This is a genomic window from Bordetella tumbae, assembly GCF_054780995.1.
Window position 1 is genome coordinate 102,642 of the sequence record NZ_BAAGVG010000005.1, and the last position, 17,943, is coordinate 120,584.

The 17,943-nt window shown below is 59.4% G+C and carries 17 protein-coding genes; 3 read left to right on the forward strand and 14 right to left on the reverse strand.

Annotated features, from left to right (window positions below):
- Nucleotides 1-12: 12 nt before the first annotated feature.
- The 11 genes from ACYVI2_RS04725 to ACYVI2_RS04775 all read right to left on the reverse strand — a co-directional run bounded on the left by ACYVI2_RS04725 (nt 13) and on the right by ACYVI2_RS04775 (nt 12,287).
- Nucleotides 13-1,272 carry a PA0069 family radical SAM protein gene (locus ACYVI2_RS04725; RefSeq protein ID WP_415819505.1) on the reverse strand — a complete coding sequence of 420 codons (1,260 nt, stop codon included), beginning with the start codon at nt 1,270-1,272 and terminating at the stop codon, nt 13-15.
- 314 nt (nt 1,273-1,586) lie between these two features.
- The gene (locus ACYVI2_RS04730) at nt 1,587-2,888 is read right to left on the reverse strand and encodes a sulfate adenylyltransferase subunit 1 (protein WP_415819506.1); all 1,302 of its coding nucleotides are present in this window, start codon (nt 2,886-2,888) and stop codon (nt 1,587-1,589) included.
- 20 nt (nt 2,889-2,908) lie between these two features.
- Complete coding sequence (cysD, locus tag ACYVI2_RS04735) at nt 2,909-3,817, reverse strand: sulfate adenylyltransferase subunit CysD (protein ID WP_094820423.1); 909 nt, start codon at nt 3,815-3,817, stop codon at nt 2,909-2,911.
- 10 nt (nt 3,818-3,827) lie between these two features.
- Entirely contained in the window at nt 3,828-4,580 is a 753-nt protein-coding gene (locus ACYVI2_RS04740; protein WP_415819508.1) for a phosphoadenylyl-sulfate reductase, read from the reverse strand.
- Nucleotides 4,581-4,582: 2 nt separating this feature from the next.
- Complete coding sequence (locus tag ACYVI2_RS04745; protein ID WP_415819509.1) at nt 4,583-5,644, reverse strand: sulfate/molybdate ABC transporter ATP-binding protein; 1,062 nt, start codon at nt 5,642-5,644, stop codon at nt 4,583-4,585.
- Nucleotides 5,645-5,657: 13 nt separating this feature from the next.
- The gene (gene cysW, locus ACYVI2_RS04750; protein WP_415819510.1) at nt 5,658-6,566 is read right to left on the reverse strand and encodes a sulfate ABC transporter permease subunit CysW; all 909 of its coding nucleotides are present in this window, start codon (nt 6,564-6,566) and stop codon (nt 5,658-5,660) included.
- Nucleotides 6,563-7,447, reverse strand: a complete 885-nt coding sequence (gene cysT / locus ACYVI2_RS04755) for a sulfate ABC transporter permease subunit CysT (protein WP_415819511.1) — start codon at nt 7,445-7,447, stop codon at nt 6,563-6,565. The genes cysW and cysT overlap by 4 nt, the downstream gene beginning before the upstream one ends.
- Before the next feature lie 21 nt (nt 7,448-7,468).
- Nucleotides 7,469-8,494: a sulfate ABC transporter substrate-binding protein gene (locus ACYVI2_RS04760; RefSeq protein WP_415819512.1), complete on the reverse strand. Its 1,026-nt coding sequence runs from the start codon at nt 8,492-8,494 to the stop codon at nt 7,469-7,471.
- 215 nt (nt 8,495-8,709) lie between these two features.
- Nucleotides 8,710-9,351, reverse strand: a complete 642-nt coding sequence (locus tag ACYVI2_RS04765) for a peroxiredoxin (RefSeq protein WP_415819513.1) — start codon at nt 9,349-9,351, stop codon at nt 8,710-8,712.
- A 125-nt stretch (nt 9,352-9,476) separates the two neighbouring features.
- Nucleotides 9,477-11,303, reverse strand: coding sequence for an acyl-CoA dehydrogenase (locus ACYVI2_RS04770; RefSeq protein ID WP_415819514.1), 1,827 nt, complete (start codon nt 11,301-11,303; stop codon nt 9,477-9,479).
- 48 nt (nt 11,304-11,351) lie between these two features.
- Entirely contained in the window at nt 11,352-12,287 is a 936-nt protein-coding gene (locus ACYVI2_RS04775; RefSeq protein ID WP_415819515.1) for a LysR family transcriptional regulator, read from the reverse strand.
- Between the two features lie 129 nt (nt 12,288-12,416).
- Here ACYVI2_RS04775 and ACYVI2_RS04780 point away from each other — a divergent pair, with 129 nt between their 5' ends.
- The gene (locus ACYVI2_RS04780; protein WP_415819517.1) at nt 12,417-13,220 is read left to right on the forward strand and encodes an NADPH-dependent F420 reductase; all 804 of its coding nucleotides are present in this window, start codon (nt 12,417-12,419) and stop codon (nt 13,218-13,220) included.
- A gap of 3 nt (nt 13,221-13,223) precedes the next feature.
- Nucleotides 13,224-13,991 (forward strand): SDR family NAD(P)-dependent oxidoreductase, encoded by a 768-nt coding sequence (locus ACYVI2_RS04785; protein WP_415819518.1) that lies wholly within the window; start codon nt 13,224-13,226, stop codon nt 13,989-13,991.
- Nucleotides 13,992-14,104: 113 nt separating this feature from the next.
- On the opposite strand, the gene ACYVI2_RS04790 is transcribed toward ACYVI2_RS04785, so the two are convergent.
- From ACYVI2_RS04790 to ACYVI2_RS04800, 3 genes are all read right to left on the reverse strand, one after another.
- On the reverse strand, nt 14,105-15,034 hold the full coding sequence (locus ACYVI2_RS04790) for an electron transfer flavoprotein subunit alpha/FixB family protein (protein ID WP_415819519.1): 930 nt from the start codon (nt 15,032-15,034) through the stop codon (nt 14,105-14,107).
- Between the two features lies 1 nt (nt 15,035).
- On the reverse strand, nt 15,036-15,785 hold the full coding sequence (locus ACYVI2_RS04795) for an electron transfer flavoprotein subunit beta/FixA family protein (protein WP_415819521.1): 750 nt from the start codon (nt 15,783-15,785) through the stop codon (nt 15,036-15,038).
- Between the two features lie 71 nt (nt 15,786-15,856).
- Complete coding sequence (locus tag ACYVI2_RS04800) at nt 15,857-16,780, reverse strand: histone deacetylase family protein (RefSeq protein WP_415819582.1); 924 nt, start codon at nt 16,778-16,780, stop codon at nt 15,857-15,859.
- Between the two features lie 10 nt (nt 16,781-16,790).
- Here ACYVI2_RS04800 and mltB point away from each other — a divergent pair, with 10 nt between their 5' ends.
- Nucleotides 16,791-17,927 carry a lytic murein transglycosylase B gene (gene mltB, locus ACYVI2_RS04805; RefSeq protein ID WP_415819522.1) on the forward strand — a complete coding sequence of 379 codons (1,137 nt, stop codon included), beginning with the start codon at nt 16,791-16,793 and terminating at the stop codon, nt 17,925-17,927.
- Nucleotides 17,928-17,943 lie beyond the last annotated feature (16 nt).

Sequence of the window (17,943 nt, forward strand, 5' to 3'; positions counted from 1 at the left end):
GAAAGGCTCCGGTTAGAACAGCGCTAACTGCGGTGAAGACGAAAGCGGCGACGAGGATTTCGATTGCCGGGATGAACCCTGCCCTGCTACCGAAGCAGCCGAGACAGAGGACGCCGGGCTGACCGCCCTGGGCGCTTGGAACAAATGCGTGACCAACTGGGGACGAGTGGTATTCAACCCCAGTTTGCGTACGGCCAAGTTGAAACGCTGGCGCAGCAAATTGGCCCACAGGCCCGTGCCGCGCATACGCGTGCCAAATTGAGGGTCGTTGCGTCGGCCATTGCGCATATCCTCGATGCGGTGCAGCACGCGTTGCGCGCGATCGGGGAAATGGGCCTCCAGCCATTCCTGGAAAACGGCCTTGACCTCCCAGGGCAAGCGCAGCACGGTATAGCTGGCATAGCAGGCGCCTGCCTGGCGTGCGTCCTGCAAGATGCGTTCGAGAGACTCGTCGTTGATAAACGGAATAATGGGCGCCACCAGCACACCCACAGGCACCCCGGCGTTGGCCAGGGTGCGCACGGCCTGAATGCGTCTCCAAGGGGCAGACGCACGCGGCTCGAGGGTGCGCGCCATCTCTGTATCCAGGGTCGTGACGCTGACGTACACCGTAATCAACCGTTGTTCTGCCAAGGGCTGTAACAGATCCAGATCACGTTCAATCAGGGCGTTTTTGGTGACGATCGTGGCGGGATGCCGCGTTTGCAGCAAAAGCTCGAGCACACCGCGCGTCAATTGCCATTCGCGCTCGATGGGCTGATATACATCCGTCGCCGAGCCGATATTGATCGGCGAGACGCGATATCCCGGGCGCGACAGCTCGGTTCGCAACACATCGACGGCATTGGCCTTGGCGATCAGGCGCGTCTCGAAATCCAGCCCGGGGGAATACCCCAGGTAGGCGTGAGTCGGCCGGGCGTAACAATAAACGCAGCCATGCTCGCACCCACGATAGGGGTTCACGGCTACATCAAAGGGAATATCGGGAGAATCGTTACGTGACAGGAGCTTGCGCGCCTGTTCGGACGTCACTGTGGTCTTGAGTGTCGATTCGGCAACGATGGGAATGTAACCACCGGCGATATCGGCATCAGAGACATCGTCCTGGGAAGCCGCCACCTGACCACTGGACCAGCCGTCATCGGCGGGCTCACGCTCGGTCTGTTCGAATCGATGCCGAACATTAGTAACCGCTCCCCGGCCGCGCAAGGCGGCGGGGGCGGCAGCCGGGGACCCAGAACCGGCGGGAAAAACGTGATTGGTGCGTTCCATGAAAGTACTGTACAAAAAACCAGTACTTTCAGCAAGCCCCAAATGCCCTCATCGAGCGAAATCTCACTTTACCCCAAGACGGGCCCGCCGTCTGAAGAATCGATTTCATACTTTGGAAATCGGCCGGAAACCCGCATGGATATTGGGTTTAGCCTAAAAACAACAGGCCGCCTCCCCTACGGGCGGCGGCCAATGAGGCTCATTTTCGTCCCAACAAGAATCACGGCCTGGGCATTCAGACAGCGACGCCAGTTCGAATCGAACTCACGAGCAGTGTGTGATGAATTCTGACTCGCTCGAAGACAGGCGACGACTTAACGCAGCATGCCTGCAGCTGCAGTTTGATGTGTTGCCTCGTCGATCAGAATGAATGCTCCCGTTGCCGGCGCATCGGTATAACGATCGACCGCTAATGCTTCACGCGTCGCAAACGACACACGGCCAATCTCATTCATGTTCAAGGTGCCGCTGTGGTTTTCGACTTCTTGCAACTCGTGAATATCACGATGCGTCAACACGCCGCGAATCTTGGCCGACGTCAGACGCGTGCCATGCTTGAGCAAATACTTGCGAGCGGGATTCAAGGCTTGCGTATCCAACCAGCACAACTCCGCCTCGAACTCACGCCCCACGCGCGCGGGGGCTGCAGCATGCGACAACACATCGCCGCGCGACACATCCACATCGCGATCCAGCACGACAGTGACGGAATCACCGGCAACCGCGACGTCTACAGCGCGATCGAATGCCAGAACCTCTTTCACACGCGCGGCAACGCCGGACGGCTGAATCACCACGTCATCGCCGGGACGCAATTCGCCACTGGCGATACGGCCGGCATAACCACGAAAATCCTCTGCACTATCGCCACCATGACGCGACACCCATTGGACGGGAAACCGCAATGGACGCACGGCTGCTTCGCTATCGGTGCCACCCAGCTGTTCCAGCAGACTCAACAGCGGCGGGCCGTCATACCACGGCGTTTTATCCGAACGATTGACGACGTTGTCGCCTTCGAGCGCTGACAACGGCAGCACGTGATAGTGCGCGATATTCAGGCGGCGCGCGAGCTCCGCATACGCATCACGGATGCGTTCGAATACCGCTTGATCCCAGTCAACCAGATCCATCTTGTTGACCGCCACCACGATATGGCGAATGCCGAGCAAATGAGCAATGGTGCTATGGCGCTTGGTCTGCGTCAGCAGTTGGCCATCGGCAGCCCGCGTCGCGTCGATCAGGATGATCGCGGCATCGGCGGTCGATGCGCCGGTCACCATATTGCGTGTGTACTGCTCGTGCCCCGGGGCATCGGCCACGATGAACTTGCGCAGCGGGGTCGAGAAATAGCGGTAGGCCACATCGATCGTAATTCCCTGCTCACGTTCGGCCTCCAGGCCGTCAGTCAACAACGAGAAATCAATCCCGTCACCCGCCACGCGCTTGTATTTAGCGCGGGAGATCGCATCCAGCTGATCGGCAAACACGCCCTTGCTGTCATACAGCAAACGCCCGATCAAGGTCGATTTACCGTCATCTACCGAGCCGGCCGTAATCAGACGCAGAACACCATTGTCGGTGTCCGGCAAAAAAGAGTCATTCACAGCATTCATGTCGAAGTCCGGTAATCAGTTCAGAAATAGCCTTCTTTCTTGCGGCGCTCCATCGAGGCCTCGGAAGTCTGGTCATCCATGCGCGTCGCACCGCGCTCGGTAATATCGGTCACAGCTGTCTCGGCAATAATGGCCAAGGGATCGGCAGCATCAGACGCCACGGGGCACGTGCAAGAGATATCGCCCACCGTGCGAAATCGCACGGCCAGGTTTTCGACTTGCTCGCCGTCCTGCGGCGGCGTCAGCGGCGTCACGGGCACGAGCAGGCCCTTGCGGCGCACGACGTCGCGTTGATGGCTGTAGTAGATCGACGGCAGCGCCAACTGTTCGCGCTGGATGTATTGCCACACATCCAATTCGGTCCAGTTCGAAATCGGAAACACCCGCATGTTTTCGCCCTTGTGCACACGGGTGTTGAAGAGATTCCACAACTCGGGGCGCTGAGCCTTGGGGTCCCATTGACCGAACTCATCGCGGAACGAAAAAATACGCTCTTTCGCACGCGCCTTTTCTTCGTCGCGACGTGCGCCGCCGATACATGCATCAAAGCCGAACTCTTCGATCGACTCCAGCAGCGTGACTGCTTGTGCGGCGTTGCGTGAGTCGGTCTCGCGTCGCAACACCACACTGCCGCGGCGAATGGAGTCCTCAACGCTGCGCACGATCAGGGTCTCACCCAGCTCGGCGGCACGTTGATCGCGAAATGCAATCACTTCGTCAAAATTATGGCCCGTGTCGATATGCATCAGCGGAAACGGAAACCGGCCCGGGCGGAAGGCTTTTTCCGCGAGCCGCAACAGCACGACCGAATCCTTGCCCCCGGAGAACAGCAACACGGGTTTGGCGCATTCGGCCGCCACTTCGCGCAGGATGTAAATCGCTTCGGATTCCAGCCAATCGAGATGGCTGCGATTGAGAACGACAGACATGATTTTCCTTTTATACAGAAGTCGATTTTTCTTGTGCCGCGACGACCGAGATCACTCGGTTGCCCGCATGAAGGCCGCACTCTTTCGAGTCGGATGATTCCCACCACCACCGTCCCGCCCGCACGTCCTCGCCCGGGCGAATGGCGCGCGTGCAAGGCTCACAGCCGATCGAGGGATAGCCTTGGTCATGCAACGGGTTGTAGGGGATGTCCAGAGCGCGAATGACATGCCACACGTCTTCTTCGCTCCAGGCGGCCAGGGGGTTGTATTTGTACAGGCCGAACACGGGGTCTTGCTCGGCCTCCGGCAGCTCGCCGCGCGTGGCGGCCTGAGCACGGCGCTGCCCTGTGATCCAGGCGCCACGGCCTGCCAGAGCGCGCTTCAAGGGATCGACCTTGCGGATCTGGCAACAGGACTTGCGCAGGTCCACACTTTCATAGAAAGCATGGGCTCCGTGCGTTTTCACATACTGATCCACCGCCTCGGCATCGGGGCAATAGATCGTCAACTCACGGCCGTAGCGCTCGCGCACGGCGTCGATCATGCCTAGCGTTTCTGCATGCAGACGGCCAGTGTCCAAGGTAAATACCTCTAACGGAAAGCCGCCATCGTAGATAGCGTGCGTCAACAACATATCCTCGGCCGCCAGTGACGATGCCAGCGCGGCGTCGGGATACTGCCGGGCAATTTCGGCCAGACGTTCTTGCAACGCCTGCCAACGCATGGCCACGGCCGGGTCTAGTGCGGAATCAATGACTGTCATAGTTATGCCGCGGCAAAAACTCGAGCACGGCGCGGTCGCGCCAGCAAGCTTTCACCTTCCTTCAGTTCAAGTTCACGATAGAGTTGCTCCGGCACCTGAGCTTCGATCGTGGCCTGGATATCCTGACGTTCCAGTTCCAGATAGGCGCTCGGGCCAGCTAAATACACATGGTTCAGGCGCACGGGAATCCCCTGCCCCAAACCGTTGTCACGCGCGAGATCAATCTCGTGCGGACGCACATAGGCAATCGCCTGCTGCTGATGGGCCTTGGCCAGATCGGGGGCTGGCAGCTCGACGCCATGTGCATGCCAGACGCCATTGGTCGCATGACCGGCCAACTGATTGACGTCGCCCAAGAACCCATACACGAATGGTGTGGCCGGGTGCTCCCAGACTTCGCGCGGCGTGCCTACCTGCTCGATGCGGCCGGCATTCATCAACACCACACGGTCCGCGACTTCCAGGGCCTCTTCCTGGTCGTGCGTGACGAACACGCTTGCCACATGCAACTCGTCATGCAGACGGCGCAGCCAGCGGCGCAGTTCCTTGCGCACCTTGGCATCCAACGCACCAAAGGGTTCGTCCAGCAACAACACCCGCGGCTCGACGGCCAATGCACGAGCCAGCGCGATACGCTGGCGCTGCCCACCTGATAACTGCGCCGGATAACGATCCGCCAGCCAATCCAACTGCACCAGGTTCAACAACTCGTGCACTTTCTGACGGATCTGCGTTTCACTGGGGCGCTGTGCGCGACGCTTGACCCGCAGACCGAACGCCACGTTCTCAAACACAGTCATGTGCTTAAAGAGCGCATAGTGCTGGAACACAAAGCCGACCTGACGATGGCGCACGTCCACGTCTGTAGCATCCTCCCCAGCAAACAGGACACTTCCTGTGTCGGCAGTTTCCAAGCCCGCAATAATGCGCAGCAGGGTCGTTTTCCCGCAACCGGAAGGGCCTAGCAACGCTACCAACTCACCGGTTTCGATATGCAGAGAGACGTCGTCCAGGGCACGAAAATCACCAAAGCGACGCGAAAGATTTTTGACTTCAATACTCATGCCAGGAACTCCATCATGCCGTTGTCGGCTGAGGCGCCGCAACCGGTGCGGCTGCGCGAGCCTCCATCGGTTGATCGACACTATCGGGCCGTGCGCTACGCCACTCGACCACGTTTTTGATCACCAGCGTCACCAGGGCCAGCAACGCCAATAGCGACGCCACGGCAAACGAGGCCGCAAACTGATACTCACCGTACAGAATCTCGACGTGCAGCGTCAGCGTATTGGTCATCCCGCGTATATGGCCCGACACCACAGATACCGCTCCGAACTCTCCCATCGCACGGGCGTTACACAGGATCGCACCGTAGAGCAGGCCCCATTTGATATTGGGCAACGTCACACGCCAGAATATCTGCCAGCCGCTTGCGCCCAATGTCAACGCTGCCTGTTCCTCTTCGCTGCCCTGCGCCTGCATCAGCGGAATCAACTCACGGGCGATAAAGGGAAAGGTCACGAACAAGGTCGCCAACACCACGCCAGGCACGGCATAGACGATCTTCAAGTTGTGATCCTCCAGAAAGGGCCACATCCAGCTTTGCGAACCAAACAACACGACGAATACCAGCCCTGCGACGACCGGCGACACGGAAAACGGCAAATCGATCAAGGTGATCAACAACTGTTTGCCGCGGAATTCGAACTTTGCGATCGCCCAGGCCGCAGCCACACCGAAAACCAGGTTCACCACCAGCGAGATGGCCGCCACCCACAGCGTCAACTGAATTGCACTCCAGGCATCGGGCTCGGTGATCGCTGCGAGATAAAGCGCCCAGCCTTTCTTGAAGGCCTCGACGAACACCGTGACCAGAGGCAACAGCAAGAACAGTGTCAAAAATGCCAGCGCGACCCCGAGCAACAGTCCGCGCACCCAGCGCGGCTCTGTGAGGTGATTGGGACGATCCGTCACGGCAGAACTCATGCAAACCTCCTGCCACGTCGGGCTTGCCAACCTTGCAACAAGTTAATGAACAACAGCAAGACGAATGAGATGGCGAGCATCACTGTGGCGATCGCGGCAGCGCCGACATAATCGAACTGCTCCAGCTTCGACATGATCAGCAAGGGAGTAATCTCAGTCACCATTGGCCGATTACCCGCAATGAACACGACGGAGCCGTATTCGCCGATTGCCCGTGCAAATGCCAAGGCAAAACCGGTCAACAACGCAGGCACAATGGTGGGCAGCAAGACGCGCCGCACTGTTTCCCACCGGTTGGCGCCCAGGCTGGCAGCGGCCTCTTCGATTTCACGCTCAATGTCCTCCAGCACCGGCTGCACGGTACGCACGACAAATGGAATGCCGATGAACACCAATGCCACCACAATGCCGATCGGAGAGAACGCCACTTTCAAGCCAAACCAATTTTCCAGCGGCGCGCCCAGCCAACCTGTCTTGGTATAGAGCGCCGTCAGCGCAATCCCCGCGACAGCCGTGGGCAACGCAAACGGCAGATCCACCATTGCATCCAGGATTTTCTTGCCTGGAAACTGATAGCGCACCAACACCCACGCCACCACCATGCCGAACACCAGATTCACCAACGCAGCGATGAGCGCCGCACCAAATGTCAGCTGATACGAATACAGTGCCTGCGGCGTGGTGACCACGCGCCAAAACCCCTCCCATCCCAGACTGGCGCTCTTGAGCGGCAGGACCACCAGAGGCAGCAATACCAGCAGGCTCAGGTACACCACGGTAAAGCCCATGGAAAGCCCAAAACCCGGCAGGACGCCGGGTCGTTTCCGTTGCCGGCCAACGGGGGCTTTCGCCCCCGCAGCCGTGGTCATGGCTGAAGTCATGATTGCATCCCGCCCTCTGGCTTATTTACCGTTAGGCAGATAAATCTGGTCAAAGACCCCACCATCGCTAAAGTGCGTGGACTGCGCCTTTTTCCAACCGCCGAAGATGGCATCGTCAATCGTCACCAGCTTCACTTTGGGGAACTGCTTGCTGTACTTTTCGGCCACGTTCTTGTCGGTCGGACGATAGAAATTACGCGCAATGATTTCCTGGGCCTCTGGCGTGTACAAAAACTCCAGGTAGGCTTGTGCAGCGGCACGCGTGCCCTTGCGATCGACGTTCTTGTCGACGACTGCGACGGGCGGTTCAGCCAAGATGGACAGCGAAGGCACGACGATATCGAACTTGTCCGGACCCAATTCCTCTTGGGCCAAGAACGCTTCGTTTTCCCACGCCAGCAATACGTCCCCGACACCGCGTTCGACAAACGTGGTCGTCGCACCGCGAGCGCCGGTATCCAACACAGGCACGTGTTTGAACAAGTCGCTGATAAAGGCCTTGGCCTTGCTTTCGTCACCGCCGTTGTTCTCTAGCGCATAGGCCCAGGCCGCCAGGTAGTTCCAGCGCGCGCCGCCCGAGGTTTTCGGATTCGGCGTGATGACTTCAATGCCATCCTTGACCAGATCATTCCAATCATGGATTTGCTTCGGGTTGCCCTTGCGGACGAGGAAAACGATGGTCGAGGTGTAAGGCGAGCTGTTCAACGGCAAGCGGGCTTGCCAGTCTTTGGGCAACAGGCCCTTGTCGGCAATGGCGTCGATGTCATACGCCAGCGCCAATGTCACTACATCAGCGTCCAGGCCGTCGATGACCGAGCGTGCTTGTTTACCTGAACCTCCGTGCGATTGACGAATGGTCAGGGCCACACCGGCTTTTTCTTGATATTGCTTGGCGAATGCCTCATCCACAGCACGGTACAACTCACGCGTAGGATCATAGGACACGTTCAACAACGTTTGCTTCTCTTGCGCATGAGCCGGCAAACCCACGACGAAGGCCGCAGCCACCGTCGCCAATGCAGCCCAGAATTTTTTCTTATACAGCATGTTTGCACCCGAATCTGTAGACAGTGGATGCAAGTGTGCAGCGTCGCCGAACTAAACGGAAAGAATCATTTTTTGATTGCTCATCGCTATTGGAAATAAAGAATGCATGTCCGTCGCAGCGACAACAAAAAAGCGCGCGCTGCCTGAAGGCGAGCGCGCGCAAGCGGCACCTGATGCAGATCGGCACGCGTTGCGCCGATCTGCATCCTGGTTATTTACTTATTCGGTTGAGGCGTAATACGCAGGTACGGGCGCACCGCTTTGTAGCCTTTCGGGAATTTCTCTTTGATCACGGCCTCGTCCTTCAGGGACGGCACGATGATGACGTCATCGCCGTCTTGCCAGTTGACCGGCGTCGCCACGCTATGACTATCGGTCAACTGCAGCGAATCGATCACGCGCAGAATTTCGTTGAAATTACGCCCCGTGCTGGCCGGATAGGTAATGGTCAAACGGATCTTCTTGGCCGGATCAATGATGAACACCGAACGCACGGTTGCCGTAGCGCTGGCATTGGGGTGAATCATGTCATACAGCTCGGCGACTTTGCGATCGTCGTCCGCGATGATGGGGAAATTCACCGTCGTGGATTGCGTCTCGTTGATATCGTTGATCCACTGGTTGTGCGAGTCCACCCCGTCAACCGACAAGGCCAGCACTTTCACGTTGCGCTTGGCAAAGTCATCGGCCAGCTTGGCCGTGTAGCCGAGTTCGGTCGTGCAAACCGGCGTGAAGTCAGCCGGGTGCGAAAACAGTACGCCCCAGCTATCCCCCAAATACTCATGAAAACGGATCGGGCCGGTGGACGTGTTTTGCTCGAAATCCGGGGCGGTGTCGCCCAGACGAAGTTGGGTCATGGAAGGTCTCCGTGGCAGTTAGCGTCGCTGATCAGTATGATCAGCGACTGCGAGAGTCATACCCGAAGATTCTTACATCAAATCCGTATCACTGGAAATACGTTTGTTGCATATGTTTAATAACTTCATGCAATATCGGACTGTGCTCCGCAGCGATTGGCCACGCCTCCCGCACGAACCGATGCCGACAGCGCCAGCGCACGTGGCAAGATCTGTGCGCCATAGAACAACGCCGTAGAAAGCTTGCTGCGATAAAACGGGTCCGTCGTCCCCTCGGCCAACTGGCGCTGACACACGAGCGCCGCGCGCGCCATTTGCCACCCGCCATGCACAATGCCGGCCAGCATCAAATAGGGCACACTCGCCGCGTAGATCGCCCGCACATTGGATTGCGCCTGCTCCAGGATGAAAGTGACCGCAGCGTCATAACCCTGGATCGCCAGATCCAGATTGTCGCGCAGCAAATTCAACCCGGCCCGGTCGTCGGGCTCGGCACGCGCGGCGGCGGTATGCAAGGTCTGCAAAGTGTCTTTCATCGCGGCAATGCACGCATAGGCCGTCGCTCCCCCGTCGCGCAGGGTCTTGCGGCTCACCAGGTCGTTGGCCTGAATTGCCGTGGTGCCTTCGTAGATCGGCAGAATACGTGCGTCGCGGTAATACTGGGCAGCGCCGGTTTCTTCGATGAAACCCATGCCCCCATGGACCTGGACCCCCAACGATGCCACCTCGACGGCGGACTCGGTGGAAAATCCTTTCACAACCGGAACCAGATATTCGTAAAACGCGCGATTTCTTGCTCGCACCCCAGCATCGGGATGATGCGTCCCCTTATCATGCGCCGCAGCCGCCACAAAGGACACTGCCCTGGCGGCCTCGGTCAGGCCCCGCATGGTCAGCAACATACGTTGCACGTCGGGGTGATGGACAATCGCCACCGGCCCGGAGGAGCCTTCGATGGCACGCCCCTGCACCCGCTCGCGCGCATAGGTCAATGCGTGTTGATAGGCCCGCTCCGATATCCCAATGCCCTGCTGCCCCACGCCAAAACGTGCGGCATTCATCATGATGAACATGTATTCCAGGCCACGATTGAGCTCGCCTACCAGATAGCCCACTGCGCCTTCGCCCGCCTCGCCCTTGCCTGAGCCGTAGAGCAGAATGGCCGTCGGACTGCCATGAATGCCGAGCTTGTGCTCCAGCGATGCGCACCACACATCATTGCGCGCCCCCAGGCTGCCGTCCTGATTGACCAGGAATTTCGGCACGATGAATAAGGAAATACCTTTGACACCAGCAGGTGCATCGGGTGTTCGGGCCAACACCAGATGAATGATGTTCTCCGCCAGATCATGATCGCCGTAGGTAATGAAAATTTTCTGGCCACTCAGGCGATACGTCCCATCAGCCTGAGGCACCGCACGGGTCGCCACCTGAGCCAGGTCTGAACCGGCCTGCGGCTCGGTCAGGTTCATGGTCCCCGTCCATTTGCCCGCAATCAGATTAGGCACGTAGGCTTGACGCTGCGCCTCAGAGCCTACGGTCAGCAATGCCTCGATCACGCCATCGGTCAGCATGGGACATAAGGAAAAGGCCAGATTGGCCGCCTGGAGATTCTCGCAAGGTGCCGCCGCGACCAATTTCGGCAGCCCCTGCCCGCCCCATTGCGGCGGATGCTGCAAGCCTTGCCAACCACTAGCCGCGTAATCGGCGAATCCTTGTTTAAAGCCCGGCGTCGTCGTCACCTGCCCGTCGTTCCACTGAGGGGGCTGCGTATCGCCGGCTACATTCAATGGCGCAATGGCCTGCTCGGCAAAACGGGCATTTTCATCCAGGATCGCGTCCACGAGATCGGGGGTGACTTCCTCAAAACCCGGCAACCGCAGAATCTCATCCAGGCCAGCCAAGTCCTTGAGAGCAAAGCGGAAATCCTGCAATGGGGTGACGTAGGGCATTGTGTCTCCAAAATCAGTTGGCAGTTGCTGTGCGGCACTTGTTCAATCTTAAACCTTTGACGCCTGCCTTGTCGGCAAGCCGTGAATGGCCTCGCTGTCGTTGAACGCGCTCAAACTGAGATCCACGAAGCTGCGCACTTTGGGATCCATATAACGGCTCGATGCAAATACAGCGTGAACAGGAGCAGGGACCTCTGCCCAGCCAGGAAGCACGCAGGATAACGTGCCATTGCCCACATGGGGCTCGGCCATGAAACGAGGCAACTGCGCGATTCCAAGCCCTGCAAGCGCCAGATTTCTTGCAGCGATCGTACTGTTTACCGCGACGCGGGGCGCTGCTGTGACGGTTTCCGTATCAGGTCCGTTTACCAGCATCCAATTCGGACGGCCGCGCGAGGTCTTCATGATCAGGTCGTGATGTGTCAGATCGTTGACTGCGGACAGCATCGGCCCTCGTCTCAGATAATCAGGGGCAGCATACAGCCCGTAGACCACTTCACCGAGCTTGCGCGCGGAGAGCCCTGAATCCGGTAGCGCACCGACGCGAATCGCGACATCGATCCCTTCGTGAATGATGTCGACCAGGCGGTTCGTATATTCCGCCTCTACCGTGACGTTCGGTGCCAGCCGCAGGAACGCTGCAATCCATCCATCGACGACCATCGTACCGAACTCAGAGCCCGCTGTGACTCTGAGCAGGCCTTTGGGCTCTCTGGATTGCTGTGCCACCGCAGCCTCCGCCGCCTCCGCAGCGGTCAGGATGCACATGGCGCGCTCGAAATAATCGCGCCCGATTTCAGTCACGCTGAGGCGGCGTGTCGAACGGGTGAGGAGCCGTGCGCCGAGTTTTTCTTCCATACGCCGAACGATTCGGCTCACGCGCGCCTTGTCGGTGCCAAGGCGCTCTGCTGCCGTCGTAAAGGAGCCATCGGTCACAACCGCCACAAAGGCTCTCATCTCGGGGAGATCGATTGATGTATTCATGGACAACAGTGTGTAGCTTTTAGCCCCATTTATCAATTCCATGGCCGATTTTACAGTGCGGTCTATGCAAAACGTCACACGGAATCTGGCGGCGGGTTTCCGCCGCTCTCTCAACGAAAGGACACATAGATGACTCAAACACTCGGCATCATCGGTTCGGGCCTCGTAGGCAAAGCCGTCGCCCATCTGGCCGTCTCGGCGGGATATCAGGTCGTACTCAGCAATTCTCGGGGTCCTGAATCGCTCTCAGACCTGGTCCAGGCGCTTGGCCCGCTGGCGCGCGCAGGAACGGTTGAAGAAGCCATTGCGGCCGCGGATATCGTCTCGCTCGCGATTCCATTGGCGACGTTCGAGACTCTGCCAGCCAACAAGCTCGCAGGGAAAGTCGTCCTCGACCAGACCAACTACTATCCCGGTATGGGAGACTTCCGCAGGGCCGATCTCGACAATGGGGATCTGACGTCAAGCGAACTGGTGCAACAGCATCTGGAGGGCGCCAAAGTGGTCAAAGGGGTTCACAACCTCGGCTGGCACCATATGCAGTACAGCGCCCGGCCAAAAGGCCACGTCGAACGAACCACCCTGCCCATCGCCGGCGACGATACTGCTGCCAAGCAAGCCGTCACGCGTTTTATTCAGGCAGTCGGCTATGACGTCGTCGACACTGGTTCGCTAGCCGACAGTTGGCGCATCGAACCCAACACACCGATCTATTTCTGGCCCTATGTCCCCGACATTGCGCAGGGGTTGACAGAAAATGAGGCGAAACAGGCCTATCTGCGCCCGGGCCAGCCCATCTCCCCCACCGCCGCACAGCAACTGATCGACAAGACGGAGCGTCCGTCACCGATCGGAGGAACGTTGCAGGGGCTCCCGCCGATCCATGTCGCCCTGTTCCTTGAGCTCGCCAGTGCCGATACCGTCCAGAGGTAACCCATGCTGAAAACACTAGCCAATAAGACGGCGCTGGTAACGGGCGGTTCACGAGGCATTGGACGGGCAATTGCCGAGCGGCTCGCGGCGGATGGTGCGACCGTCGCCATGACCTACAGTCAGAATCGAGCGGGCGCCAAGGATGCGGTAATGGCCATCGAGAGAGCTGGCGGCAGCGCATTCGCGCTTCAAGCGGACCTGGTCAACGCCGAGGCTATCCCGGCGCTATTCGAACAGCTCGACAGCGAACTCGCCAACAGAAAGGGCAGCACAGCGCTCGACATCGTGGTCAACAATGCCGGCAATTCGGGATGGGGCGGCCTCGCAGACGCGACACCCGACAATTGGAACACCATGTTCGCAGTCCATGCCCGTGCGCCGTTTTTTATCGTTCAGGCCGCGCTGAACCGGCTTGCCGACGGCGGACGTATCATCAACATTTCATCCGCGGCCGGGGCGAGGCCACTACAGGCGGTTCCCATCTACTCTATGGCCAAGGCGGCCATCAACAACCTGACCCACACGCTCGCGATGGAATTAGGGCCGCGCGGGATCACGGTAAACGCCGTCGCGCCGGGCTGGATAAGAACCGACATGAACGCCGCCATCCGCGAGAATGCGGACATGGTGAAAATGATTGAAGCCGACACCGCGCTGGAACGATTCGGAGAGACCTCGGACATCGCAGCAGTGGTGGCGTTTCTGGCTTCCGACGAAGGCCGGTGGGTGACTGCTCAGGTCATCGAGGCAAGCGGCGGATATAAGCTCTGACCCCGGCGAGAGGAGTAGAGCCTCACACCGCGCCAAGATAAAAAACAAAACGGGCGTGCAGAGCAGGAAATTCCTGCTCTGCACGCCCGTTTAGCGCACTGTGATGATTCTATTTACAGGGCGCTGGCCAGCTCGGGAACGACGGTGAACAAATCACCCACCAGGCCGTAATCGGCCACGCCGAAGATCGGCGCCTCGGGGTCTTTGTTGATGGCCACGATGACCTTGGAGTCTTTCATGCCAGCCAAATGCTGGATGGCGCCCGAGATACCGACGGCCACGTACAGCTGCGGCGCCACGATCTTGCCGGTCTGGCCGACCTGCCAATCGTTGGGCGCGTAGCCTGCGTCCACCGCGGCACGCGAGGCACCCAGCGCGGCGCCCAGCTTGTCGGCCAGCGGATCGAGGATCTTGAAGTTTTCAGCACTGCCCAGACCACGGCCACCCGAGACGACCACGCGTGCGCCGGCCAACTCAGGACGGTCGCTCTTGGCGACTTCGCGGCCGACGAACGAGGACTTGCCCGAATCGGTAACGGCTTCGATGGTTTCCACGGCGACCGAACCACCGGTGGCGGCAACCGCGTCGAAACCTGTCGTACGGACGGTGATGACCTTCACGGCGTCGCTCGATTGCACGGTAGCGATGGCGTTACCAGCGTAAATCGGGCGTTGGAAGGTATCGGCAGACTCGACACCGATGATGTCGGAGATCTGTGCCACGTCGAGCTTTGCAGCCACGCGCGGAGCGACGTTCTTGCCCGAGGCGGTGGCCGGGAACAAAATGTGGCTGTAGTTCGACGCCACGGCCAGGACTTGCGCAGCCAGGTTTTCCGCCAGGCCTTCGGCCAGTTGCGGCGCATCGGCCAGCAGGACTTTAGCCACACCGGCAGCCTGTGCAGCCTGGTCAGCAACGGCTTTCGCATTGCTGCCGGCGACCAGCACGTGGACATCACCGCCCAGCTTGGCTGCGGCAGCGATGGTGTTCAGGGTGGCGCCCTTTAGTTGGGCGTTGTCGTGTTCGGCAATAACCAGCGTCGTCATCTTAGAGCACCTTCGCTTCGTTCTTGAGTTTGTCGACCAACGCGGCCACGTCGGCCACCTTGATACCGGCCTTGCGGGCGGGTGGCTCGGTGACTTTCAAGGTCTTCAGGCGAGGCGCCGCATCCACGCCCAGCTCCTCGGGGGTGACGGTGTCCAGCTGTTTTTTCTTGGCCTTCATGATGTTGGGCAGCGTGACGTAACGCGGCTCGTTCAGGCGCAGGTCGGTCGTGATGATGGCCGGCAGCGACAGTTTGATCGTTTCCAGACCACCGTCGACTTCGCGGGTCACCGTGACGCTGTCGCCCGCGACTTCGACCTTGCTGGCGAAAGTGGCTTGCGGCCAGTCCAGCAACGCGGCCAGCATCTGGCCAGTCTGGTTGGCATCGTCGTCAATGGCTTGCTTGCCCAGGATGACCAGCTGCGGTTGTTCTTTTTCGACCAGGCCCTTGAGCAGCTTGGCCACGGCCAGCGGCTGGAGTTCAGCGTCGGTCTGTACCAGGATGCCGCGGTCGGCGCCGATGGCCATTGCCGTGCGCAGGGTTTCCTGGCACTGTGCAACGCCGCAAGAAACGGCGATCACCTCGGTGGCACCGCCCTTTTCCTTCAGGCGCGTGGCTTCTTCGACGGCGATTTCGTCAAAGGGGTTCATGGACATCTTCACGTTCGCGATATCCACGCCCGTTTGATCCGATTTCACGCGCACCTTGACGTTATAGTCAACAACGCGCTTTACAGGTACCAGCACCTTCATCCAGCAGCCTCCTAAGCTTAAGAATAATAGACCGGCCTTGGGCCGGTCCCGCATTGCACAATTCGTTGATTCTACAACTTTGTGAGAGCCCGTAGATGAGCGACCACGCTGCGCGCCAGCGCTGACAAGTTGTAACCGCCCTCCAGCATGCTGACGATGCGGCCGTGCGCATGACGATCAGCCACCTGCATGATCTGCTCGGTCATCCAACTGTAATCGGCTTCGACCAGCGCCATCTGGCCCATATCGTCCTCGCGGTGGGCATCAAACCCCGCGGAGACCAAAATCAACTCGGGCGCATGTACCTCCAGGCGAGGCAACCAGGCGTCCTGCACCAACTCACGTATGGCCGCGCCCCCAGTATAGGCAGGAACCGGAACATTGACCATATTGGCGGCGGGACTCTCGGCGCCGCTATGGGGAAAAAACGGGTGCTGGAAAAAGCTGCACATCAACACCCGTTCGTCACCCGCAAACATCTCCTCAGTGCCATTGCCGTGATGCACGTCGAAATCAATGATGGCCAGCCGCTGTACACCGTATGTGTGCATGGCGTGCTGCGCCGCAATCGCGATATTGTTCAGAAAGCAAAAGCCCATAGCTGCATCGGGCCGTGCATGATGTCCCGGTGGACGCACGGCACAAAAAGCATTAGCCGCTTGGCCTTGCATCACCGCATCCACCGCCGCAATGCCCGCCCCGGCAGCATGCAGTGCCGCCTCGTAGGTGTACGGGTTCATCAACGTGTCGGGATCGATCGCGCTATAGCCCTCGGCGGGAGAGCGCGCCCGCAAGCCATCCAGATGATCCTTGGAATGCACGTGCAAAATCGCCTCGCGCGTCGCCGCAGGGGCTTGCTGCTCCAGCAGAAATGGTGCTAATCCGCTGGCCAATAATTGGTCGGCAATAGCATCCAGCCTCTCTGGGCATTCGGGGTGCCAACTGCCCATTTCATGCAGTTTGCACAGCGGATGGGTAAGATACATGGTCTCCATAAGGAAGATTATGTTCATCTGTCGGCGGTTCGTGCAAATCGGCACGGTATTCATGGTATTGGCGGGTTGTGCAAATACCGCACCCTCGGGCTCATCCCAGGCCCAAACTCCCTCTAAGGCACCCGTTGGCGTCACGCCTACGCGCATAGGCCCCGCCCAGCCGACGGGTGAGCCGCCTGCAGCCCTCACACCAAGAGGAACGCTGCGGCCCGAAGTCCAGGCCTTTGCCAAACGCCTGGCAGCCGAACGTAACTTGCCCCTTGAGCCTATCGAGCAGGCCTTGACCGAGGCTCGCTACAACGCGACGGTGGCACGCTTGATCGCCCCGTCTCCGCCTGGACGCAAGATATGGCGCAGCTGGAATACCTATCGCGCCCGTTTTGTCGAGCCCAAACGCATTAAATGGGGCGTGGAATTCTGGCAGGAAAACCAGGCATTGCTGAATCAGGCGGCGCAACGCTATGGCGTACCAGCCTCGATCATCGTATCCATCATCGGCGTGGAAACGCTGTACAGCCGCAACATGGGCAGCTTCAGTGTCCTGGATGCGCTCACCACGCTGGCCTTTGATTACCCCGACCCGAACAAACCCGAACGGGCCGAGATGTTCCGCGGGCAGCTGGCCGATTTCATTACCTTGTCTCTACAGGACAAGCTCGATATGAATGCCAAAGGCTCATACGCCGGGGCGATCGGTATGCCGCAGTTCATGCCTGGCAGCATCATGCGCTACGCCGTTGACGGCGATGGCGATGGTCATATCAGGTTGAACAGCAGCGTGAACGACGCTGTCATGTCGGTCGGCAATTTCCTGGTCGAGCACGGATGGCTACGCGGACTGCCCGTTTTTGCCCCCGTGTTGTTACCGGCGGACCCATCCGCCCTGGCTACAGGCGGGCTCACGCCCACGCAAACCTGGCGCAGCCTGCAGGCCGCCGGCGCCCGGGTGGCGGCAGGAGCCAGCACCGAAAGCTGGCAGGATCGCCCCCTCGGCGTCGTAGACCTGGTCGAAGAAGCCCGCGGTACGGTGCAGTACCGGACAGCAACGCCTAACTTTTTTGCGCTGACCCAGTACAACCGCAGCTATTTCTATGCCACGGCCGTCGCCGACCTGGCGGCTGAACTGGAAACACGCATGGGGCGCTGAGACGCAACGACAACGC